20 protein-coding genes and 1 pseudogene are annotated in these 23160 nt (G+C 56.5%); 3 read left to right on the top strand and 18 right to left on the bottom strand.

Annotated elements, in window-relative coordinates; all coding sequences use genetic code 11:
• Positions 1–30 precede the first annotated feature (30 nt).
• The 6 genes from MPRO_RS19160 to rluD all read right to left on the bottom strand — a co-directional run bounded on the left by MPRO_RS19160 (position 31) and on the right by rluD (position 6772).
• Positions 31–1443 carry a Y-family DNA polymerase gene (locus tag MPRO_RS19160; protein ID WP_067296801.1) on the bottom strand — a complete coding sequence of 471 codons (1413 nt, stop codon included), beginning with the start codon at positions 1441–1443 and terminating at the stop codon, positions 31–33.
• Entirely contained in the window at positions 1440–2132 is a 693-nt protein-coding gene (gene imuA, locus MPRO_RS19155) for a translesion DNA synthesis-associated protein ImuA (RefSeq protein ID WP_067296798.1), read from the bottom strand. The genes MPRO_RS19160 and imuA overlap by 4 nt, the downstream gene beginning before the upstream one ends.
• Before the next feature lie 196 nt (positions 2133–2328).
• Positions 2329–2391 (bottom strand): laccase domain-containing protein, encoded by a 63-nt coding sequence (locus tag MPRO_RS26710; RefSeq protein ID WP_500778574.1) that lies wholly within the window; start codon positions 2389–2391, stop codon positions 2329–2331.
• Positions 2392–2532: 141 nt separating this feature from the next.
• Positions 2533–4617, bottom strand: a complete 2085-nt coding sequence (locus tag MPRO_RS19150) for a bifunctional diguanylate cyclase/phosphodiesterase (protein ID WP_067296796.1) — start codon at positions 4615–4617, stop codon at positions 2533–2535.
• A gap of 455 nt (positions 4618–5072) precedes the next feature.
• Positions 5073–5798: a peptidoglycan editing factor PgeF gene (pgeF, locus tag MPRO_RS19145; protein WP_067296793.1), complete on the bottom strand. Its 726-nt coding sequence runs from the start codon at positions 5796–5798 to the stop codon at positions 5073–5075.
• Positions 5795–6772: a 23S rRNA pseudouridine(1911/1915/1917) synthase RluD gene (gene rluD / locus MPRO_RS19140; protein WP_067296792.1), complete on the bottom strand. Its 978-nt coding sequence runs from the start codon at positions 6770–6772 to the stop codon at positions 5795–5797. Before rluD ends, pgeF begins: the two co-directional genes overlap by 4 nt.
• Before the next feature lie 135 nt (positions 6773–6907).
• Here rluD and MPRO_RS19135 point away from each other — a divergent pair, with 135 nt between their 5' ends.
• Positions 6908–7873 (top strand): outer membrane protein assembly factor BamD, encoded by a 966-nt coding sequence (locus MPRO_RS19135; protein ID WP_067296788.1) that lies wholly within the window; start codon positions 6908–6910, stop codon positions 7871–7873.
• Positions 7874–7984: 111 nt separating this feature from the next.
• Here MPRO_RS19135 and MPRO_RS19130 read toward each other — a convergent pair whose 3' ends face one another.
• The 6 genes from MPRO_RS19130 to MPRO_RS19105 form a co-directional block, all read right to left on the bottom strand.
• Positions 7985–9616, bottom strand: coding sequence for an NAD+ synthase (locus tag MPRO_RS19130; RefSeq protein WP_082708979.1), 1632 nt, complete (start codon positions 9614–9616; stop codon positions 7985–7987).
• Between the two features lie 70 nt (positions 9617–9686).
• The gene (gene thiO / locus MPRO_RS19125) at positions 9687–10778 is read right to left on the bottom strand and encodes a glycine oxidase ThiO (RefSeq protein WP_067296784.1); all 1092 of its coding nucleotides are present in this window, start codon (positions 10776–10778) and stop codon (positions 9687–9689) included.
• A gap of 192 nt (positions 10779–10970) precedes the next feature.
• Positions 10971–12998, bottom strand: a complete 2028-nt coding sequence (locus MPRO_RS25960) for a prepilin-type N-terminal cleavage/methylation domain-containing protein (RefSeq protein ID WP_158651881.1) — start codon at positions 12996–12998, stop codon at positions 10971–10973.
• A 9-nt stretch (positions 12999–13007) separates the two neighbouring features.
• Positions 13008–14240, bottom strand: a complete 1233-nt coding sequence (locus MPRO_RS19115) for a PilX N-terminal domain-containing pilus assembly protein (RefSeq protein ID WP_158651880.1) — start codon at positions 14238–14240, stop codon at positions 13008–13010.
• 28 nt (positions 14241–14268) lie between these two features.
• Positions 14269–14754 (bottom strand): hypothetical protein, encoded by a 486-nt coding sequence (locus tag MPRO_RS19110; RefSeq protein ID WP_500778573.1) that lies wholly within the window; start codon positions 14752–14754, stop codon positions 14269–14271.
• Between the two features lie 164 nt (positions 14755–14918).
• The gene (locus MPRO_RS19105) at positions 14919–15482 is read right to left on the bottom strand and encodes a GspH/FimT family pseudopilin (RefSeq protein WP_067296773.1); all 564 of its coding nucleotides are present in this window, start codon (positions 15480–15482) and stop codon (positions 14919–14921) included.
• 69 nt (positions 15483–15551) lie between these two features.
• On the opposite strand from MPRO_RS19105, the gene MPRO_RS19100 reads away from it, so the two are divergent.
• Positions 15552–15959, top strand: a complete 408-nt coding sequence (locus MPRO_RS19100) for a type IV pilin protein (RefSeq protein WP_067296769.1) — start codon at positions 15552–15554, stop codon at positions 15957–15959.
• 47 nt (positions 15960–16006) lie between these two features.
• On the opposite strand, the gene MPRO_RS19095 is transcribed toward MPRO_RS19100, so the two are convergent.
• The 5 genes from MPRO_RS19095 to murJ all read right to left on the bottom strand — a co-directional run bounded on the left by MPRO_RS19095 (position 16007) and on the right by murJ (position 22359).
• On the bottom strand, positions 16007–16435 hold the full coding sequence (locus MPRO_RS19095; RefSeq protein ID WP_067296766.1) for an FKBP-type peptidyl-prolyl cis-trans isomerase: 429 nt from the start codon (positions 16433–16435) through the stop codon (positions 16007–16009).
• 9 nt (positions 16436–16444) lie between these two features.
• On the bottom strand, positions 16445–16975 hold the full coding sequence (lspA, locus tag MPRO_RS19090; RefSeq protein ID WP_082708977.1) for a signal peptidase II: 531 nt from the start codon (positions 16973–16975) through the stop codon (positions 16445–16447).
• Entirely contained in the window at positions 16975–19791 is a 2817-nt protein-coding gene (gene ileS / locus MPRO_RS19085) for an isoleucine--tRNA ligase (RefSeq protein WP_067296763.1), read from the bottom strand. The genes lspA and ileS overlap by 1 nt, the downstream gene beginning before the upstream one ends.
• Positions 19792–19817: 26 nt before the next feature.
• Complete coding sequence (gene ribF / locus MPRO_RS19080) at positions 19818–20744, bottom strand: bifunctional riboflavin kinase/FAD synthetase (RefSeq protein WP_067296761.1); 927 nt, start codon at positions 20742–20744, stop codon at positions 19818–19820.
• A gap of 121 nt (positions 20745–20865) precedes the next feature.
• On the bottom strand, positions 20866–22359 hold the full coding sequence (gene murJ / locus MPRO_RS19075; protein WP_067296858.1) for a murein biosynthesis integral membrane protein MurJ: 1494 nt from the start codon (positions 22357–22359) through the stop codon (positions 20866–20868).
• Between the two features lie 242 nt (positions 22360–22601).
• Between murJ and rpsT the strand changes: the two genes are divergently transcribed.
• Positions 22602–22880, top strand: a complete 279-nt coding sequence (rpsT, locus tag MPRO_RS19070; RefSeq protein WP_067296758.1) for a 30S ribosomal protein S20 — start codon at positions 22602–22604, stop codon at positions 22878–22880.
• A 100-nt stretch (positions 22881–22980) separates the two neighbouring features.
• Here the strand turns inward: rpsT and MPRO_RS26205 are convergent.
• Positions 22981–23160 (bottom strand): annotated as a pseudogene (locus tag MPRO_RS26205) (IS630 family transposase); the annotation flags it as partial.

Genomic DNA, 23160 nt, shown 5'->3' with positions numbered 1-23160 from the left:
AACTCCACCTAGCAGGCCTGCATATCGCGCTCACCCGAACCAGCCATGCAGATACCAGCCACCGGCTGACTCGTGGTACAGCCAGCCTCGTCGTCCATCCGGCCAGCGGCCAACATAGTAATCCCTGCGCACCGATTGCTGATCCCACCAGCCGCTGACAATGCGCTCGGGCCCCGACAACAATTCAATGCAGCCCTCTACCAAGGCCGGGGAAAGCGGTTCGGGGGCCGCCAGCAGCCAGAGCGGCCGCAAGCCTGTCGTCTCCGGCTGTGCCGGCAAGACACCCGTCAGAGGAACCTTTTTCCAGCTGAGCTCCGGACGGTGGTCTTCACAGGGTACGACGCGATACAGCGCCTGCTCGCCGAGACGCATTTGCAAGCGACTCAGCAACTGTACCGGCACTACCTGCGTCTTGGCTGCACTGAACAGATCCTCCCCGCCGCTTTCCAGCTCCCGGAATTCTGTTACTTCAAGCCGCAAACCAATCACTGGCCGAACCAGCGTCAACCGTTCCAGTCGCAGGCGGCATAACTCCAGCCATATATCCGCAGCCTGAGCTCCGCTTGCATGTCCCACCGCCAGCGACTGCCGCCCTTCAGACTGGAGCAACTCCAGCTGCAAACGCAGCGCCCGCCAGTAGTGGGCACGCAGAAAACCCTCGAGCTGAGACAACAGACGGCGTAACCCAAACAGCAGCGCTTCGGTACGTTCCACCTCATATGCCAGCGGCAGCTCGCGCAAAAAAGCGGCGGGCATATCGAAATAGACGGGAGGATCCGGCCGCTGGCCCGTCAGCCGCTCCAGCCAGGCCGTGATACCAGGCCCGAAACGATGCGCCAGTTCAAGGCTCGGCAAAGCCAGCAAGTCCCCCAGACGGCTAAAACCCAACCCTTGGAACTGCACACGCAACTTCGCATCCAGCTCCAGGCGATCGATTGGCACCGACTGCAAACGCTGCAGGTGCGCAGCGGTATCTGCCGCACAAAAGCCGCCATCCAGGGCCAGCACTCTTGCGGCCAGAGGGGTGTGTCCCGTAGCGCTGATGCAGCTTAACTCCAGTGTTTTCAACTGCTGCTGAATGTTGCTCCACAAGGTATCGAGGCCTCGAAAATAACGCAGCATCGAAGCCAGCTCGAGCAGGAGACCACAGGGTGGCTGCAGACTGGCTCTGGCACTGAAACGCCCACTCCAGAGCGCCAAACCCTGCAACTGCTGCTCAGCCTGCTTTGCATCCTCCGGTAGCAACCGCACATTGGGCACCATGCTCAGCGCCCGTGCCACCGCCATGCCAGGTTCAAGCCCCTGTGTCCGCGCTGCGGCATTGCACAGCAGCACCCGGGCGGCGCCTTCGTCCAGCAGTATTGAGGGCTCCGAAGCATCAGCCGTGCACTGCATTTCCAGTGATAGCAGCGGGAAGTGCAAATATAGCCAGAGCCCTTTCATCCACCCGGACGCACCCGCGCAGCTGAAGCCCCTGGCAACGCGGCCAAAGATGCTGCTCTGTTGCCAGGGCTGCGCTGGCGCAACGACAGCACCCGGCGCGACAGCGGCCAGCCGCCTCTGCGTTTCAGAACAGAAACCGCCAGTTTATCTGGTGCCTGATCGGGCTCCAGCAACAGGCGATAGGGCGCCGCCGAGGCTTGGTCCTTGCAGGCCGTTGGCCTGAAGATGAACCCCAGTCCGTCACCTTCGGCCGCGGCCAGCTGCAAGCGTCGCAGTGCCTGTGGCGACACATCGCCCAGCCAACCCAGTACAGCACTGCAGCAGCCGCTTTTCAGAGCTTGCTCAATGCACCAGAGCCGATCCCGGCGGCTATTGCTGCGTACCAGCAGGAGCCGATCCAGTGCTACCCCCGCCGCTTTCAATGCCGGCGCGTAGGGGATATGCGGCGGATCAACCCAGAGCACCCAGCGCTCTTGCGATGCCGCCAGCAACGGGAGCAGCAGGCGTAACTCACCACAACCCTCGGTCGCGTACAGCACCTCAACCAGGCTACCTGATTGCAACCCCTGCCCCTGCAGCAGCTGATCCAGCTCCGCGTGTCCGCACGAAAGCCCCGCAACAACAGGTTCGGCAGCAGCCTCACTTGCCCGCCATACGGCTCCGCGCTCCAGCAACTGTTCCAGACTCATGATCCACCTCATTACCACTGTATATATGTACAGTATAATGGTTGAAAAAAATCACCCGGGCAAGCACGCCTGAGGGCATATTCAACAGGGCAAGGATTCTTAGACCGCAAACACGCATCGAAAGCCACGCATTGCCATATGGATCCGCAGCCGCTACAGCAAGAATTTTTATCGAAAAGTCAGAGAGTTACAGCGCTTAACCCAGCCAGATCAGGCTGGCCATACGGCCGGTTTCGCCATCGCGGCGATAGGAATAAATATTTTCAAAACCACCACGGATGCAACGCCCACAGCCTTAAACCGCAAACGAAAAGCCTGTTCGACCTCAGGCTGCCCCACGTACAAAGCAGCCTGTATCTCGCCCTAAACCTCAAACACAGCGCCATGGAAAGAGAAAGACCTACGGAACAACAGCCATCCGGTCCATGCTCTTCTCCGGATGTTCCCGCGCAGCAGATATCCCACTGGCCGGGCCGGGCTTACCTAGCAGATAGCCCTGCAATGTATCGCAACCCAGGCGGGTCAGCAGCGCCTGCTGCTCCGGCGTTTCTACGCCTTCCGCGACGATTTTCATGCCCAGAGTCTTGCCCAGTGCAATGATCGCCTGAATGATGGCTTCATCATCATTACCCTGGGCTAGTTCAGTAATAAAGCCGCGATCAATTTTCAGCTCATTGGCCGGCAGACGCTTGAGGTATAACAGGCTGGAGTAACCCGTGCCAAAGTCATCGATGGAAATAGCCACGCCCAGTGCAGACAGCTGATTCAGCACCCTGAGGCTGGCCTCTGCATCGCGCATGGCGGTGGACTCAGTGATTTCCAGCACCAGGTGCGAGGGGGCCAGCTCATGATGCGCCAGTGCCGTGCGGACCACCTCCACCAGACTCGCGTGCTCCAACTGAACGGCGGACAGATTCACCGCCACACTCCAGTCACTATGCCCCTGGTCATACCAGACTTTCATCTGCCGGCAGGCCTCGTTAATGACCCAGTTGCCTATAGGGACTATCAGGCCCGAGCTTTCGGCCAGCGGCAAGAAGCGATCCGGTGTCAGCCAACCATGTTCGGGGCTTTGCCAGCGCAACAAGGCTTCCTGTCCCGTCGTGGGGCCATCCGGCGCCACCAGTTTGGGCTGAAAGTGCAGAACCAGCTCGTTGCGATGAACAGCCTGTCGCAGATCCTGTTGCAGCTGCATCTGCAGATGTACGTCTGTGTTCATGGTGTGCTCAAAAAAGCGGTAGCCGTTGCGACCCTGCTTTTTGGCGTGGTACATGGCAGCGTCGGCATTAACCATCAGCTCGTGTTCTGTTTTGCCATCCTGGGGATAAATGGCAATGCCGATACTGGCTGATACGTACAAAGGGACATCAGCTTCGTGATAGGGTTGCTCTATCGTTTCAATCAGCCGCTGTGCCAGAACAGCCGAGTTTTCGGGTGAGTCCGGCTCCATCAAGAGTACAAACTCGTCACCACCCAGCCTTGCCGCGGTATCGGCTTCACGCTTGACCTCCAACAAACGATGCGAAACTTTCTTCAGCAACAGATCGCCCACATGATGACCGTGCATGTCGTTGATGGCCTTGAAGCCGTCCAGGTCCAGAAATAGAACCGCAAACTCTCCCCCCTTGCGCTCGGCCCTGTGTATGGCCTGCTCCATCCGGTCACTCAGCAAGGTACGGTTGGGTAACAATGTCAGATTGTCATGCAGGGCCAACTTGAGCAGTTCGCTATTGGCATGATCGAGCGAATTGGCCAGCCGGTCCGTGCGCACATCGAGCATCGACACTATCAGCGCAATCGCAAAGACCGCCAGGCTCACAATGATCACCAGCACAGCCAACCATTTAGTATCGATGCCGCTGTTGGCCGCGCTGCAGAAACTGTTGAGCGGAAATTTCGAGGCGGCCATCCCCGTATAATGCATACCGATAATGGCACAGCCCATGACTAGGGCTGCGCCAATGCGGCTAAAGGTGGCCCGTTTGACCTCCTGGCGCAGACGAAAAGCCAGCCACAGGGCCGCCAGCGAAGCAAGAATGGCGATAACGATGGACAGCACAAATATCCAGGGCACATAAATGATGCTCGGAGTCATCAGCATGGCTGCCATGCCGGTGTAGTGCATACTGGCGATACCCAACCCCATCAGTACACCGCCCGACACCAGCCGCCCCCAGGGCAAACTGTCCTGGCACACCAGATAAAGGGCGAGCGCAGAAGACACTATGGCAATCAGCAATGAAAGCAGGGTCAGTGGTACGTCATAGCCCAGCGTAATGGGAAGCTGGAAGGCGAGCATACCGATAAAGTGCATCGACCAGATGCCGAACCCCATGGCAAAAGAGCCGCCAAATAGCCACAGCACGGCCGATCTTCCCGAGGCGCTGGATACCCGACTGGCCATATTCAGGGCCGTGTAGGACGCCAGAATGGCAACGATCACAGAACAGACCACGAGACCCTGATTGTAACTACTTGATAACATCAGAAACCTGTTCTATATGAGTGTCATGTGAGGGGTGCTGCTTCTATGGCGGACTTCAGCGCCAGCAGGTGGGTCTTATTGGCAATACCACTGATCGTATCCACGATGTGGGAACTATGCTTAGTCTTTTCATTCAGCTAGGAGGCTGTCCGACAATACTCAACCTGCTACGACCAGCATTCTCGGACAGCCTTCTAGCCGCGCACAGTTTCCGTTTTTTTGACTGTTCAGGCAAGAAACCCAATGGAGTTTATGGCCGCGCTAATCGCCGACTGTTTGCTGCGCCAGCTCAAACTTAGCAATACTGGCCAGCGAGGCCGCCAAGAAGAAAACATGAGCGGTTTCAGTCTGGGCCACAGCGCGCATAGAACATGGCGCAGGACAGGCCATACAGATCCTGATCTGGACGTGTCACTGAAAATAATCGTGGCCGAAAAATCAGAAGGTAATAGCATTCAACGCAACCAGATCAGGCTCGCCATTCGACCGGTTTCGCCATCGCGGCGATAGGAATAAAAATTTTCAGCATCTTGCAGGGTACAGAAGTCGCCCCCCGAAACAGACGCTACCCCCACAACCTCAAGCCGCAGACGCGCCAGCGTGTAGATATCAGCGAAATACTTGCCCGCCACCCCGTCCCGGGGGCGAAAAGCCTGGTCGGCATCGGGCTGCGCCGCACAGAAAGCGGCTCTCACTTCGGCCCCGACTTCAAAAGCCTTAGGCCCAATTGCCGGCCCCAGCCAGCAATGTACTGCTCCTGGCTGCTCGAAAACCGCTAGCGTATTTTCCAGAATACCTGCCACCAGCCCGCGCCAGCCCGCATGGGCAACGGCGACCTTGCGGCCATCACTGAAAAATACCGGCAGACAATCCGCCGTCATCACCACGCAGGCCTGACCCGACTGATCACTCCAGCAGGCATCAGCCTGCCGCACCTGAGCATCATCCAGCGCCTGAACTACTTCAGTCCCATGGACCTGCTGCAACCATTGGGCCGGACGTTCCAGTGCCAGTTGCTCGGTCAGGCTCCTGCGATTCAGTGCAACCGCCTGAGGATCATCACCGACATGGTCTCCCAGGTTTAACCCCTGGAAAACACCCCGGCTGAATCCGCCCAGCCGGGTGCTGACACAGGCCTGTACACGATCAGATACCGGCCACTGCGGATGAATCAGCTTCATAGATCGTCGCTGCGCCTCAGATCCTGCTGCAGGGCTTTAAGCAATAGCTGGAAGTCCTCCGGCAGATCCACTTCCCAGGACATCAACTCACCGGTAGTCGGATGAAACAGCTCGAGCTTCTTGGCGTGTAGCGCCTGACGATCAAAAGCACGCAGTGTCTTTATCAAACCTTCGCCGACGCCCTTGGGCAGGCGGAAACGGCCACCGTAGACGGGATCACCCACCAGCGGATAGTTGATATGGGACATGTGCACGCGGATCTGATGCGTACGGCCCGACTCCAACTTGAGGCGGATATGGGAGTGGGCACGAAAGCGCTGCAGCAGACGGTAATGGGTCAGGGCTGGCTTGCCCATATGCACCACCGCCATCTTCTGACGGCTGGTCTTGTGACGCCCCATAGGGGCATCTACCTTGCCACCACCGGTCATCAGACCCGTCACAACCGCTTCATACTCGCGGCCCATGCTGCGTTCTTGCAACTGCACGACCAACTCGGTCTGCGCCTGGATCGTCTTGGCCACCACCATCAAACCGGTGGTATCCATATCCAGCCGATGCACGATGCCGGCACGCGGCACCTGGGCGATGTCCGGCACATGGTGCAGCAACGCGTTCAGCAGGGTGCCGTCGGCATGACCCGCCGCCGGATGCACCACCAGGCCTGCAGGCTTGTTGATCACCAGAATATCATCGTCTTCATAGATGATATCCAGCTCCATTGCCTCTGGCTGGTGGTGCTCGATACGTGCGAGTTCGGCTTCGACACAGATCAGTTCGCCACCTTGCAGCTTGTCGCGGGTACGCTTGAGCTCGCCGTCCACAGTGACGCAACCATCCTTGATCCAGCCCTGCAGACGGGATCGGGAGTAGTCGGGAAACAGCTGCGCTATGGCCTGGTCCAGCCGTTTTCCGACCAGCTCGTCGGTGACCCGCGCTTGTAATTGAACCTGTTCAGGTTTCTGTTCTGGCATCTAGGGTACGTAATTCAGAAGGATGTTTTGGCTTGAGTTCCGGTTGTGTTTAAATATGCCGGACATTTGGATTAACTGGCCCAGTATAACCGAAACTGTCCTCGGTATCGCTGTAGGCAATCGGGACTCATCAACATGCGCTTTGTAAAAGTCATCGGCATCCTGACTCTGGTCTCTCTGATGTCCGCCTGTTCGTTTTTTGGCGGAGATAAAACAGAGGAACCGGATGTTCCGGAGCAACAGCTCTACTCCGAGGCACTGGAAGCCCTGGAGGCGCAGAACTACGGTCTTGCGGTCGAAAAACTGCAGCGGCTCGAAGCTCGCTATCCATTTGGGCGCTTCTCCGAGCAGGCCCAGCTGGAACTGATCTATGCCTACTTCAAGAACTATGAGCCTGAAGCTGCCCGCGCAGCCTCCGACCGTTTCGTGCGCCTGCACCCGAACCACGAAAACATCGACTACGCCTACTATCTCAAGGGCCTGACCTCGTTTGAGGAAGACCGCTCACTGGTATCGCGTTACCTGCCAATTGACGAAAACCAGCGCGATCCGGGCGCCGCACTGGAGTCCTTCGAGAGCTTCGCGACCCTCACCACTCGTTACCCCAACAGCCAGTACGCACCCGACGCCCTCAAGCGCATGCAGTATCTGAAAAACCGCCTGGCGCAGTATGAAGTGCATGTGGCGCTCTACTACATGAAGCGCAGTGCCTGGATTGCCGCCGCCAACCGTGGCCGCTACGTGGTGGAAAACCTGCAGGAAACACCGGCCGTACCGGAAGCCCTGGGGATTATGGCCGAAGCCTACGAAGAACTGGGACTGAACGAACAGGCCGCCAAGGCCACCGAGGTTCTGCGCACCAACTTTCCCAATTACCGCTATACATCCACCAAGGAGCGCGACAAGTCCCTGCTTGAAACCGCCACCTTCGGTCTGCTGGGCAGCACTGACGAAACGCCCGTGCAGCGTCCCAATTCTGTTTTAACGACCGAGAAGCCTGCAGAACCGGCTGAAGACGCCGAACGCTCCTGGTTCAGCATTCTTACCTTTGGTGCCTTTGACAGCACCAATGAGGAAGACTCAGCCCCGGCTCAACCCTGAGTCGATAACGACTGCAACAAAAAAGGCGCCCTGGGCGCCTTTTTTGTTATGGAAGTGTTATGAAACAAGCGGTTACAAGCACATGCGGGCCAGCCAGCAGCTAGCCCCCCGCTATTCTCCTGCCTTCCAGCCAGACGTAATCGGGTAGCGACGATCACGCCCAAAACCACGCTGGGTAATACGCACGCCAACAGGTGCCTGGCGTCGCTTGTATTCATTGATATCCACCAGCCGAATCACGCGCTGCACCACTTCAGGCTCAAAACCCTCAGCGATCAGCGCATGGGCGCTGTAATCGTGTTCAACATAGAGCTCCAGAATCCGGTCCAGCACATCGTAGTCCGGCAGGCTATCCTGATCGGTCTGATCCGGTGCCAGCTCTGCCGAAGGCGGCCTGTCGATCACCCGCTGCGGTATCGCAGGCGAGAGGCCGTTGCGATAGGCCGCAATGCGATACACCAGGGTTTTGGGCACATCCTTCAAGACATCAAAGCCACCGGCCATATCGCCATAGAGCGTCGAATAGCCCACCGCCATCTCGCTCTTGTTGCCAGTCGTCAGTACCAGAACACCCTTCTTGTTGGAGATGGCCATCAGCACAACGCCTCGGCAGCGCGCCTGAAGGTTTTCCTCGGTGGTATCGGGCGCCAGACCATCAAACTCATCGGCCAACTGCCCCATAAAGGCGCTATACATGGGCTCAATCGAGATCGAGCTGTAACGCACGCCCAGCATGCGCGCCTGTTCGCTGGCATCTTCCTTGCTCATCGAAGAGGTATAGCGGAACGGCATCATCACCGCCTCCACCCGATCAGCCCCCAGCGCATCCACCGCCACAGCGAGGGTCACGCCTGAGTCGATACCGCCCGAAAGCCCCAACACCACGCCCTTGAAGCCATTCTTGTTGACGTAATCCCGTACCCCCAGCACCAGAGCCTCGTAAACACTCTGCTCTACCGACGGGAAAGCCACCGAGTTTTCATCTGGAACCGTCAGGCTCTGGTCGGCATCGTTATACTCCGCCACAAAGAAGGCTTCTTCGAAAAAACGCCCCTGAAATACACGGCTGCCGTCGGCCGCGATCACCTTGGAGCCGCCATCAAAAATCAGCTCATCCTGGCCGCCCACCTGATTCAGATACAGAATCGGGCAGCCAGCCTGTCGTGCCCGCTCACCTAGCAGCTTGGCGCGCTGCTGCGACTTGTCGACATGAAAAGGCGAGGCATTGAGGTTCAGCATCAAACGCGCGCCCTGCTCGCGTACCTGCTCGGCGGGCCTGCTCTTCCACAGATCCTCACAGATGGTCAGGGCTACCGGCACACCCTTGAGATCGAATACACAGGGCTGATCGCCAGCGGTGAAATAGCGCATTTCATCGAACACCTGATAGTTCGGCAGACACTGCTTGGCATACTCTGCAACCAGCTCACCGTTGTAGATAACGCCTGCCATATTGAACAGCACGCCATCACGGTAACGCGGATAACCCACCACCAGGTGGATATCGCGCACTTCTTCCCGCAAGCGCGTCAGCGCCGCTTCAATACGGGTCTGGATGCTTGGCCGCAGCAACAGGTCTTCCGGCGGGTAACCCGACAGCGTCAGCTCCGGCAGCAAAACCACATCGGCGTGCTGCCGGTCGCGGGCTTCCAGGGCGATATCGATAACGCGCTGGGTATTGCCGGGGATATCCCCCACCAGTGTATTGATCTGGGCCATCAGGACCCGAATAGAATTACTCATCGACAATTTGGTCTCGTATTCCGGATACATCAGATATCCGCTGTCAGAAGGTAGACTCAGGCCCCAGCCATCAACCCCGCGCCGACAGGCTATAAGGCGCCGGATCAATGATGGGGCTGCGCTGCAGTAGCAGATCCGCCATCAGGCGGGTCGATGCTGGCGCCAGCACCAGGCCGTTACGGTATTGTCCGGCATTTACATGCAAGCCGTCCACGCCCGGCACCGCACCTATATAAGGTATGCCTTGCGGTGAACCTGGGCGCAGCCCGGCCCAGTGATGTTCAATGGGATAGTTTTCCAGCGCCGGCAGAATATCCAGCGCACTGCGGTACAGCGATTCCCGGGCCTCTGCGGTCGTCAGCTTATCGAAACCTGTCCGCTCCAGCGTACTGCCCACCAGGATGCGACCATCGTTGCGGGGAATCAGGTAACGCCCGCCCTGCAGCACCACACGATTCACCAGCCCAACCGGCGCCTTGAACAGCATCATCTGCCCTTTCACTGGCTCCACCGGTAGCTCGATACCGAGCTGTGCCAGCAGGGTCGCCGTCCAGGCTCCAGCGGCCAGCACCGTCTGCCCAGCGCGGTACTCACCGCATTCGGTGCGCACACCGCAGATGCGCTCAGACTCCAGCAGCAGATGGGCATCACCGGCCTGCTCGATCAATTCAATACGGGGGTTTAATTCCAGCGCTCGGCGCAGCGACTTGCCCAGGCGAGGGTTGCGGATACTGGCGACTTCCGGCATCCAGAGGGCGCTGCTATGTCCCGGGCGCAGACCGGATTCCTTGCGATACAGAAAATCCGCATCGACCTGCTGCATCGGGCGCTGATAACGCTGCGCCCAGGCCAGGGCGTCGGCTTCATCATCCACCGCCACCATAAACATGCCCTTCTGGCGCAGCTCCGGATCTATACCGGTTTCATCCAGCAGATCCTGGGCCAGGTGCAGGTAACTGCCCTGAGACCAGGTCGCCAGCTGAGTTACCGGTTCCTGATAACGCCAGGGGTACAAGGGTGAAACAATACCGCCACCGGCCCAAGTGGACTCGCGCCCGCAAACGCCACGCTCCACCAGGGTCACCGAGGCACCGGCCTGGGCCAGCTCACGTGCCGTGAGCATTCCCATCACGCCGCCGCCCAGAATCAGAAAATCTGCCATTCCACTACTTCCAGTCAGCTGTACAAGCAGCGGCTATTGTGAAGGCTTGGGAGGGAGGATGCCAGAAAACATCTACACGAAATCAAGTCAGTCTCATATGCTTATGAACCAACGATCACATGCGCTGGGCTAACCAATACACAAAACGCCGGGAGTTACCCGGCGCTTTTTAGATTGCAGATTAATTAGGGATCAGGGAATAACTACCCAAATATCAATTCCGGTCTGATTTGAACTCGACGACCGGTAATACGGGCTAGATATTGCTGTGAGAGGCCCCCCTATCACCGCATCTCCGAAAGTATAACCCGAACGAGTAAAGGTAACAGTCCCTGACCACCCTGATATTGTTGGGCAATTCCAAACGCCTCCACTGGTTACCGTACAGGCTGTCGTGCCGGCCGTAACACTTATACTGCCATAGTCGGCATTGTTGCCGCCGGTACACTTATTATTTCCGGATAGCCTATAACAGACAAATGTCCCCGATACAGGCCCAGCCCCAACAACATTCACAGTGATTCCGTTCGTGCTCTGATTGCTGGCAGTATCAAAAATACCATCGGTTGCTAGTCTGACATTGGATGCATTGCGATGCCCGATCAGGCCGGTATTGGTAATCAGCGACGTTGCCGATATACTGGTTGTACCGCTACCAACTGCCGAAATTATGCCTCGACTATAACTTCCGTAATAATTGTTAATAGGATCTACAATCGTGACAACTCCTTCATTTTTAACGGACGCCACAGTAGCATCGGCTGTACTCCAGTTCGACAAAAACGCAGTATTTATTTCGTAGAATGGCACAAGACTTAGCCAGGCCCCAGATGCTGCTCTTATATTTTGTATCGCAGCCACAGCACTGGACGTCAACGGATCTACATAAATCGAACGCGAAAGAAGCTGAGTAGTACTGCCTTGAGCAATAGATCCCATTGCTCCGCTTACAAGGTCTCGGCCAGTGGGTTTGGAAACTGAGATCGGCGTACTGAAGTCACCGCTAGTTAACAATTGGTCAAGATAATCCCCAACATAGGTTTTATACAACGCATTACCGGCCGCGCCCGATGCAAGATAGTTGGAAGGCATCACAGTAATGTCATGTAATTTCCAATCTTGCATCAGGCGGTATATTCCATCAACTCGTTTGAAACGGCAGGTTTCACGATATCTATCATCGATTGCTGTCGCCTCGGTGAAGCTCGTACCATTAGAACTATGAAAATGCCTGTGATTACCAGTAGAAGTGTTAAAAAACACTGCTTGTGAGGCATCCCCCACTCCTGGCCAGTACCAGCGATAGCTGCTATCTGTGCCACTATCATTGTCATGATGATCACGGCAACAGCGGGTACAAAGGTCTGGCTGATCATTAGTCGACCCGCTGCTATAAACAGCACCTGTCTCTTTGGATACGCTCGTATAGGAATAATCTGTTTCTAGCGATTTTGTGGTAGCGTTGTAAACCGTTTTGGCCGGCGTCAAACCCGCACCAGTCCCGGCAAGTTTACACTCACAATTCAAAGTCGTAAAATCTTCTGTTACCGCTCTAAATTGAGAATCGTAAGTGACAGTTTCAAAGTTTACAACATTGCTGGTTCCTTTCTGAGACACTACAGGCAAAGGTTTACTGGTCTCTTTTTTAGTGCCATCGCCAAGATCAATTGAGATAATCTCCGGCGCGAGTCCTGGAGTGTAATTAACTTGTGCTGATGATCCTCCGAGCCCACCGCCATCAACAAATTTGGAAATTTTTGGATTAATAGCACCTATAATGGAAGACAAAGATACATTATCAGAAACCCCACTACCCCAATTAACATTCACTGTTATATTCTTGAAGTCAGCACTCGCCATTGACGCAACTGCCCCGGACACCCCGTAGGGAGTAACAGTCCATGCGACATTATAACTATAGCTGGTTGAGCCTGCGGAAACCGTCTCAGTAGCAGTACCACTATCGATACCATCAAAACTGCTCAGGCTACTGCTGCTAGTTACAATCGAATCGAAACCACGCAGTTCCTCAAGTTTCTTTTCCGCCACAGTTATTGCCAAGGCTCGATGCTGTGAGTTCGAAGCTGTAGCCAGGAAAACGCCCTGTAATTGCAAAATCGCCACAATACCAATCATCGCAACTATGAGAGATATCAGAACTTCAATCAGCGTAAAACCATTGAGGTAACGCCGACCCGGATATTTTTTTGAAATAGACATGGGACGTTCCTATTTTGTATCCGTCCAGCTGCCGGGATAACGCGCCAGCTCGTAGAAGGTATCATTCACATTGGTTAGTTTTTCCAGCAACTTCTGCGAATAAACCAATCCGAAGTTACCACTAGGCTTGTCAACTTCCCGATTAGTCATCAACACACCATAAAGTGTTGGCCCACCAGTAACCTTGACGATAAAGTTTTCAGTATCACCGCCATACTTATCTGAAAACCCAAAGGCAATACCGTAAAAAATACCGCCACCGTTAATCGTCAACTCCCCATGAACGAAAAGAATAAAGGGAGTGTCATAACTGCCGACGGAACCACCTGGCAAGCTACAAGTGCCAGTAACCCAGACAATGGGTAACGATTGCACAACCCCATTTTTGTAGAACTGATCACCCGTATTCGGCCCTAAGCTGGCACAACTAGTCAGCCGAACGGTTGCAAAAGCATCCATAAACTCATACCAGTCGTCGACACCATTGCCGTCCGTATCTTCCGGGTCAAATCCAAAAAGATTCTGAAAGGCATCAATAATGGGTAAACCTACGACTATATCCGGGCAATCATTGGTGTCCACCACGGCCCCAGCATCGCAGATTTTATTGATAGCCTTATCGCAACGACAAGTATGACAAAGCACAAAACCGTCACTTTGCGGCAGTTTCCCCTGAGTTGCGTTATTACTCTCATATAGCCATTCATCAACATTACAGGTTTGCCAACTAGCTCCCCCTGTCTTGGTAGCATCTTCAACCCAGCCGGACACGGGCACCCCCGTCCCTCCACCATTGGGATTGGTGACAATGGAAAATGAACCACTGTCGGGAAAGTTGCCGTTGGCCATCAGTGGCGGTAAATCACCGACCTTAAGAATCGGCAGACGAGCGAATTTTTCCTCGACCCGCGCAAGCCCCGTAGTATCAACTGATTCACCGACAGCATTCAGCACGATAGAATCGGCACCCACTATCGCAGACACCGAAACACTGGCGCCGGGCCCGCCAAAAGGCATATCCAGACTCTCACCAGCCCAACTGGCATCATTGAGATAACGAATAGCTCCGTAGTCCAGCCCGCCCTGGGCGGCGTGCAGCGCCTCTTTGGCACGATTAGAGTTGGCAGAGGTTTTGAGTTCAAACATGCCGATCTTGGCACTGACCGCCGCGATCACCGTCAGCAGCGCCAATATGATGATAGTGATAAACAGCGTCGCCGCACCCATCTGACGCCTTTGCATAACTTCCTCCCGGTTCCCGATCTGGGAACTAAAGATCGGCACGAATGCGCACCTGATCTGTAATCGTGGTGTTAATTCTGGAATCGCTGATCGCCTCAGCAGTGAGTGAAATCGTCAAATTCCGCACCGTCGCCGCCGCGAAAGATGCCGGACTAGGGTCGGGCGTAAAAGTCAGCGCAGTCACCTTGATTGCCCGCTCGTCGGTCAGGTTACTCCAGGTACCCATATTGCAATGCGCCGGAGTGACAAACGTATTGGCCCAGAGCACCTCAACCGCATCTGCATCAAACCGATAGCCAATCAGTTTCGTAGCCGTACTGGCCCCGGCATTATCCGTATCATAACCAAGAATCACACAGCTCCCGCTGGGGCCTTCGGCGTTTGTCAGGTGCGTAGCAGACCCCTTGGCCAGGAAGACTGCGGCCGGTGCCCCCGCCTCTGTAATGGATGCATAGGGATTGCTGGCGGCCAAAGAACCGTCCCAATAGCCTGCTCTACGTATGTCACGCACCATCAGATCCATCACAGTACGCACTTCCTGATTCAGCCTTATGGAACTGGTAATCTGCCGGGTACTGCCCATGGTCATGACGAACATGCTGACTACGATACCGGAAACAAGCAGGCCTAATAGCATGCCAATCATCAGTTCGATCAGAGAAATCCCGCGCTGACGCTCTAGCATGATTTATAACCTGCATAACCCGTCGGTGAACAGAGTCTAACACGCCCGATAAAATAGGCTGTGACCCTGACCTCCTCAGTCGCGTCGCCCAAAAAACGGACATTGCCGCTCGGGGAGAGCGTGCCACGGGTAGGGTCGAATGTGACCGATCCGCTTGAAAGGCTGGACGCCATGGAAACCCCCGGAAAACTGTCCCCGGAAACAATGTACTGCTCACCGTTGACACTGCAACTGGCCTGGCTAGCGACTGTGCCACTGCAGTCACAGGCCGTGAACGGAGCCGTATCGGTAATACCGTAACACCAGGCTGTCGAATCAAAATTCACCGCCACATCCAAATTACGCTTGATGGATTCAGCCCGCGCGTACTGCAGATCGGCATAGAGCGTCTGCGCTGCGCCTGCGACTCGATAACTCTCGAACATGGACGTCAAAGAAGGAAAACCGACAAGGGCAAATATAGCCAGCACGACCAGTGTAACGAGCAACTCAACCAGTGTTACGCCGGTTTGGTACCCCAGCATAACAGTGCGCCGCCCGGATATTTCACATGCCATAGCCTTGTCGATTCCTTCTACTAGAGTGGTAAGATGGTGCACACGTAAGGATAGCAACTCGGGGAAACTATGGTGAATTCTTCTTCACGCGGCTTTACATTAATTGAGTTAATGATTGTGGTAGCAATCATTGGCATCATAGCGGCCATCACCTACCCCTCGTACATTGACTATGTGCGCAAAGCCCGCCGCGCCGAAGCACAGTCAGTCCTGATAGACACTCAAATCAAGCAGGAACGCTACCGCGCGTACAATAATCAGTATGCATCTACTGCGACCATACTTGCAGCTAATAGTCTTGCCGTCACTACTTCTGACGACTATTACATCTACGCTATATCCAGCGCAACACCCTCAGCCTACACCATCTCAGCCTCTGCGAAGGCAACTGCAGATCAGATAAATGATACCAACTGCGAAAACCTATCCCTTGACCAGGGCAACAACAAATTGCCAGCCGATTGCTGGGGAAAGTAAACGCTAAAGCATAAAAAACGCTGCATCAGCAGCGTTTTTTATGGTGTTCAGCCGACCTGCAAAATCTTCACATCGAACAGCAGCGTCTTGCCTGCCAGCGGATGGTTGAAGTCTATATGCACCACCTGATCATCGAATGACTTGACGACACCTGGCAGCTCGCCGCCGGGCTCCTTAAAGCTGACAACCAGCCCAGGCTCCAGCTCCATGTCCTTGAACTGCGCCCGCGGCAGGCGCTGCACATTGGCGGGGCTCGGCATGCCGAAGGCCTTTTCCGGCACTATGGTGAAGGTCGACTCTGTACCCTCGACCAACCCCATCAGCGGCTCTTCAAAGCCCGGCAGCAGGTTGCCGTCTCCCACGGTAAAGGTCGCAGGCTTGTTCTCGAAGTTGGAATCCACCAACTGCCCATCTTCCAGCTTGATGGCAAAATGCAGGGTCACGGTCTTGCCGGGCCCAATGGTCTGATCACTCATGCAAAGATCTCATTTTGTCTGGGGACGGCGCTTCTCGAAGAACAGCGTGTCGACAATCAGCAGCACGGCTCCGAGGGTAATGGCGCTGTCGGCCAGATTGAAAGCGGGAAAGTAATAGCCGGCGTAATGCAGCGAGATAAAGTCCACCACATGGCCCAGGACTACCCTGTCGTACAGGTTACCCAGAGCGCCACCGAGCAGCAGTGCCAGGCCCATGCCCAGCCACCAGTGTACGCGGGAGGTGCGTTTTAACCAGACGACCAGCGCCACGCTCACCAGCAGTGCTACCAGCGCAAAGAACCAGCGCTGCCAGCCACCGGCATCCGCCAGAAAGCTGAAGGCGGCACCGCGGTTATAGAGCAGCGTCAGGTCGAACACCGAGATCACCGGGTTGGGGATGCCGTAGTCCAGTGTCGTCTCGGCCAGCCATTTGCTGCCCTGATCCAGGGCGGCAACAAGTACCGACAACCAGATCCAGACCAGCGAAGAGCCCGGCAGTGCCGGCTCTTCTATACGCTGTGAACTGCGTTTCATGGTCATCAGGCGTAGTGGCGGGTTTCGCCAGCACCATCAACGTTATCGACGCAGCGCTCGCACAGTTCCGGATGTGCCGCATGACCGCCGATATCCTCGCGGTGATGCCAGCAGCGACCGCACTTGGCGTGGGCCGAAACCCCAATGGCCACTTTAAGCCCCTTGATCTCGGTGGCACGGGCATCCGCACCTTCAGACAGGGGTGCCAGCGCGGCCTTGGAGGTAATCAGCACAAAACGCAGTTCATCACCCAGACGCGCCAGATCCGCCTGCAGGCTTTCATCGGCGTAGAGAGTCACTTCCGCCGCCAGCGAGGCCTTCACCAGCTTCTCGTTGCGGGCATCTTCCAGGCACTTGTTAACGGCATTCTTGACGCCCAGCACGCGGCTCCAGAAATCCGCCCCAAAGGCGTCATCGGCCGGCAGGGTGAAGAGACCCTGATACCAGGTGGTCAGGAATACGCTGTCTTCGCGCTCGCCCGGCAGTACTTCATGAATCTCTTCGGCGGTGAAGCTCAGGATAGGTGCGATCCAGCGCGTCAGGGCTTCGGCGATATGGTAGAGCGCGGTCTGGCAGGAGCGCCGCGCCAGGCTGTCGGCCTGGGTGGTGTACTGGCGATCCTTGATGATATCGAGGTAGAAGCCACCCAGCTCCTGGGCACAGAAGTGGTGTACCTGCTGATAGACATCCAGGAAGCGGTAGCTGTCGTAGGCCGCCGTGATCTTCTGCTGCAGCCGGTAGGCCGCGTCCACAGCCCAGCGATCCAGTGCCAGCATGTCTGCGGGCGCCACGCTGTCACGGGCCGGCTCAAAGCCATTCAGGTTGGCCAGCAGGAAGCGGGCTGTATTGCGAATGCGGCGGTAGGCATCGGAGGTACGCTGCAGAATCTGCTTGGACACCGCCATTTCGCCGGAGTAATCCGTAGCCGAGACCCACAGACGCAGAATGTCGGCACCCAGAGTATCGGTAACTTCCTGGGGTGCAATCACGTTGCCCAGGGACTTGGACATCTTGTAGCCCTTTTCATCTACCGTGAAGCCATGGGTCAGCACCTGCTTGTAGGGTGCACAGCCATTGATGGCGATAGACGTTTTCAGGGACGACTGGAACCAGCCACGGTGCTGATCGGAGCCTTCGAGGTACAGGTCAGCCGGGAAGCGCAGCTCGCTACGCTCACGCAGCACCGCCTGGTGCGTAACGCCTGAGTCAAACCAGACATCCAGCGTATCGGTAACCTTGTCGTACTGATCGGCATCGGCGCCCAGCAGGCTGGCCGCATCCAGTTCGAACCAGGCGTCGATACCGCCCTGATCGATGGCCGTGGCGATCTGCTCGATCAGACCCGATGTATTGGGGTGCAGCTCACCGGTCTGTTTATGGGTAAATACGGTGATAGGCACACCCCAGGTACGCTGGCGCGAGACACACCAGTCCGGGCTCTGCTCAACCATGGCCTCAATACGGTTCTGGCCCCATTCCGGGAACCAGCTCACGCCCTTGATGGCTTCGAGCGCCTGGGTCTTGAGCCCCTTTTCGTCCATGGAGATAAACCACTGCGGCGTGGCCCGGTAGATCAACGGTGTCTTGGTGCGCCAGCAATGCGGATAGCTGTGCTCAAAGCGCTTCAGATGTACCAGCTTGCCTTCACGCTCCAGCGCTTCGACCACAGGACCATCCGCCTTGTAGACGTGAATGCCGGCAAACTCGCCAGTGGCGTCGGTGTAAGTGCCGTTAGCCTGCACCAGGTTCAGTGTGCCCAGGCCATACTGCTGGCCGACCACAAAGTCTTCCACGCCGTGATCGGGCGCGGTGTGTACAGCGCCGGTACCGGCATCGGTGGTGACATGATCACCCAGAATTACCGGCACCTGCCTGTCGTAGAACGGGTGCGTCAGCGCCATATGCTCCAGCGCTGTACCGCTGCAGGTTCCCAGCACTGCGTAGGGCTCGATACCCCAGCGCGTCATCACCGCATCAACCATGTCGGCGGCAATAACAATACGCTCGGCACCCTGGTTGATATCCACCTGCACCAGGGCGTAATCCAGCTCGGCGTTTAGTGACACCGCCTGGTTGGCGGGAATGGTCCAGGGGGTCGTGGTCCAGATTACAACCGACAGCGGCCCTTCGCCGGCCGGGTTGCCAAACTGGGCATTGGCCGCAGCCTGATCAGCAAAGGTAAAGCGGATGTCGATCGCCGTGGAGGTCTTGTTCTGGTATTCAACCTCGGCCTCAGCCAAAGCCGACTGACCCACCACGCTCCAGTACACCGGCTTGTAGCCCTTGACCAGATGACCGTTCTCTATGATTTTGCCCAGCGCCCGCACTATGTTGGCTTCGGTGTCATAGTTCATCGTCAGGTAGGGGTTTTCCCAGTCACCCACGATGCCCAGTCGGATAAAGTCGGCTTTCTGCCCGGCGACCTGCTCGGCGGCGTATTCACGGCATTTCTGGCGAAACTCGCTGTAGGGCACCTTGTCGCCGGCGCGGCCAATCAGGGTTTCGACCTTGTGCTCGATCGGCAGGCCATGACAGTCCCAGCCCGGCACATAGGGCGCATCAAAGCCCGACAGTACCTTGGACTTGACGATCATGTCCTTGATCACCTTGTTGACCGCATGACCGATGTGAATATTGCCGTTGGCATAGGGAGGGCCGTCATGCAGGATGAACTGCTCACGCCCCTTGCCCGCTTCGCGCAGTTTGGCGTACAGGTCAATTTCGGCCCAGCGCGCCAGGCGCGCCGGCTCACGCTGCGGCAGGTTGCCACGCATCGGGAAAGCCGAATCCGGCAAGTTCAGTGTCGCTTTATAATCGGTCATGTCATGTCGCTTTGAGGTTATGGGTCTTAACAGGCCAATAGCGCCCGGGCCACATCAATATCGTTGAAAATCTGCTGTTTCAGCTGCTCCAGGCCATCAAACTTGCGCTCATCACGAATGAAGGCTACAAATTCAACGCTCAGCAGCTGACCATAAAGATCACCCTTAAAATCAAACAGATGTGCTTCCAGCACAGGATGAGTGCCGTTGACGGTCGGGCGCATGCCAATGTTGGCCACGCCCGGAATCATACGACCATCTTCCAGCTGTGCTCGCACGGCATAGACACCCCGCAGCGGCGCGGCAAAGCGGTGCATGCGCACATTCGCCGTCGGCACACCCAGGGTTCTGCCCAACTGCTGTCCCAGCATGACCCGCCCGCTGATGCGATAACGCCGCCCCAGCAAGCGCTCGGCCAGATCCAGATCATTAAGCGTCAATGCCTGGCGCACCCGAGTGCTACTGACACGCTCGCCGTCGACCAGACAGGTTGTAGTGTTTTCAACCGAGAAGCCCTGGGTCGCCCCTACTGCACGCAGCATGGCGTAGTCACCGGCTCGGTCGCAGCCAAAACGGAAATCATCGCCCACCACAAAATGGCGCACCGCCAGCCCTTTCAGCAGCAGCGCTTCGATGAAACTCGCGGCTGACAGGCTGCGCAGACGGTCGTTGAAGGTCAGGCACAGTACCCGATCCAGCCCCTGGTCTCGCAGCAGGCGCACTTTTTCATCGAACCGAGTCAGACGCGCCGGCGCATCCTGGCCTGCAAAAAACTCGCGCGGCTGCGGCTCGAAGATAATTGCCACTGTGGGCAAACCCAGTTCGCGCCCCTTGGCCTTGACCTGTTCCAGCACTTTGACATGCCCAAGGTGCACGCCATCGAAATTACCGATGGTCGCTACGCACACCCGATGCTTGTCGCGCAGATTATGTAATCCTCGGATCAATTCCATCAAACGCTAGCCACAGCCTGAAAATAAACCGCAGAATTATAACGCAGATGCAGCGCAACGAGTACCGCAGCGCTACAAGAAGCCACGGTAAGACCAAGATATGACCGCCAAAATCTGATCATCAGGCGCGCAGGTGTCGCAGACGCAAGCCAGAGAGCAGCAGCACGGCGGCATAGGCTCCCGCCCCCAGCGTTACCAGCAACGACATCTGCCAGACACGATCCATCAGCCCCCAGTCGAACCACTGCACCACTGCAGGTGTGAAATAGAGCAACAATGCGACCATCACCAGATTGGCAGCACCCAGGCGCAATAGCCAGAGCCCCCAGCCCGGCTGCCACTGGAAGACACCTTCGCGCAGCAAGCCACGCAGCAGCAGACCGGCATTGAGAAACGCCGAAAGCGTTGTGGCCAGTGCCAGCCCGACATGGTCCAGCGGCCAGATGAGTATCAGATTCAGCACCATATTGACCACCATGGCAATTACCGCAATGCGCACCGGTGTACGAGTATCCTGCCGTGCAAAAAAGCCCGGCGCCAATACCTTGATCAGCATGAACGCCAGCACGCCGCAGCCATAAGCCTGCAGACTGCCCGAGGCCATATCGACATCACGCTCGGTCAGGGCACCGTAGTGAAACAGGGTGATCAGCAAGGGCTCTGCCAGCAAAACCAGCGCCAGCGCCGCCGGCAGACCGATCAGCAGCACCATGCGCAGCGCCCAGTCGAGCGTATGGGAGAACTGATCCAGTGATTTTTCCGCATGCTTGCGCGACAGCGCCGGCAATATCACCGTCGCAATGGCGATGCCGAACACCCCCAGCGGCAGCTCGGACAGGCGATCCGAATAGTACAGCCAGGACACACTGCCCGCCTGCAGGAAGGACGCCAGCACCGTATCCAGCAACAGATTGACCTGCGCCACTGAAACCCCGAACAGCGCCGGCAGCATCAGCGTCATGATTTTTTTAACGCCCGGATGACTGAAATCCACCACGGGGCCCGGCAGCAAACGAATACGCCACAAAAAAGGCAGCTGAAACGCCAGTTGCACAAAGCCCGCCACCAGCACCCCCCAGGCCAGGGCAAAAATCGGCCGTTCAAACCATTCACTGAACAGCAGCGTGGCACCGATCAGGCAGAGGTTCAGCAGCACCGGCGTGAAGGCCGGTACGGCGAAGCGCTCATAGCTGTTGAGAATGGCCCCGGCAAAGGCCGTCATTGAGATCAGCCCCAGGTACGGAAAGGTGATGCGCAGCATCTCGGACGCCAGCTCGTAGCGCTCGCGGTCGTGCATATAGAAGCCGGGCGCAAAGATCGCCGTCAGCACGGGGGCCGCCACCACCGACAACACCGTAATACAGATCAGAATCGATCCCAGACTGCCTGCTACCCGCGCCACCAGTAGCTGCACATCAAACAGCGTGCGCTGGGTACGGTACTCGGACAGTACCGGCACGAACGCCTGGGAAAAAGCGCCTTCAGCAAAGAGCCTGCGCAAAAAATTGGGAATTTTGAAAGCAACGAAAAAGGCATCGGCACTGCCGGTGGCGCCAAAATGGCTCGCCACCACCACATCACGCACCAGACCGAGTATGCGCGACAGCAATGTCATCAGCCCAACCAGACCACTGGAGCGCAACAGACCCGCACTCTTTCTGGTTTCTCTACCCTCGTCTGCCACGATCCCTATCCCCAAGCCGCAAGCCGCTGTACAATGCGCTGCATCTTACTGCGTCGTAGATAATAATTCCGCTACTTTATTGACAGTCTCACGTCAAACAGGAATAATCTCGCGTCTCAATTTTCGGCGTTTACTGCCGATGATTTTCCAAACAACTTTGAAGGAGCCGGACTGTGGCAAATTCCGCAGGATCTCGTAAACGCGCTCGCCAGTCGGAGAAGCGTCGCCAGCATAACGCTAGCCTGCGCTCCATGGTGCGTACTTACATCAAGAAAGTCGTTAAAGCGATCGATAGTGGCGACAAGGCCACAGCTGAAGGCGCGTTCAAAACCGCCCAGCCGATCATGGACGGCTCTGTAAACAAGGGTCTGTTCAACAAGAACCAGATCGCTCGCACCAAGAGCCGCCTGAACGCACGCATCAAGGCACTGGGCGAAACACCAGCCGCCTGATGTATCGCAGGGCCCACAAAGCCCTGCCATAAAAAAAACCGGCCTCGGCCGGTTTTTTTATGTCTGCAAACCACAATATAAAGACCGCACACCACTCGCACTAGTGTAGTGTTTCATTCTGTTTAGAGCTTAAGTGGTTATTGGCACGAATGACTTTTTCCAGGATATCGCGGGCACTTTTCGTCCAGATAAATGGCTTTGGATTGGTGTTGTGATGCGCAATGTACTCGTCGATAGTGCCAATCAGTTCGGGTACGCTGGTAAATACCCCGCGCTTTAG

This window comes from Marinobacterium profundum, assembly GCF_001528745.1.
GTDB lineage: Bacteria > Pseudomonadota > Gammaproteobacteria > Pseudomonadales > Balneatricaceae > Marinobacterium_A > Marinobacterium_A profundum.
This window is presented reverse-complemented; position numbering and strand designations above follow the sequence as displayed.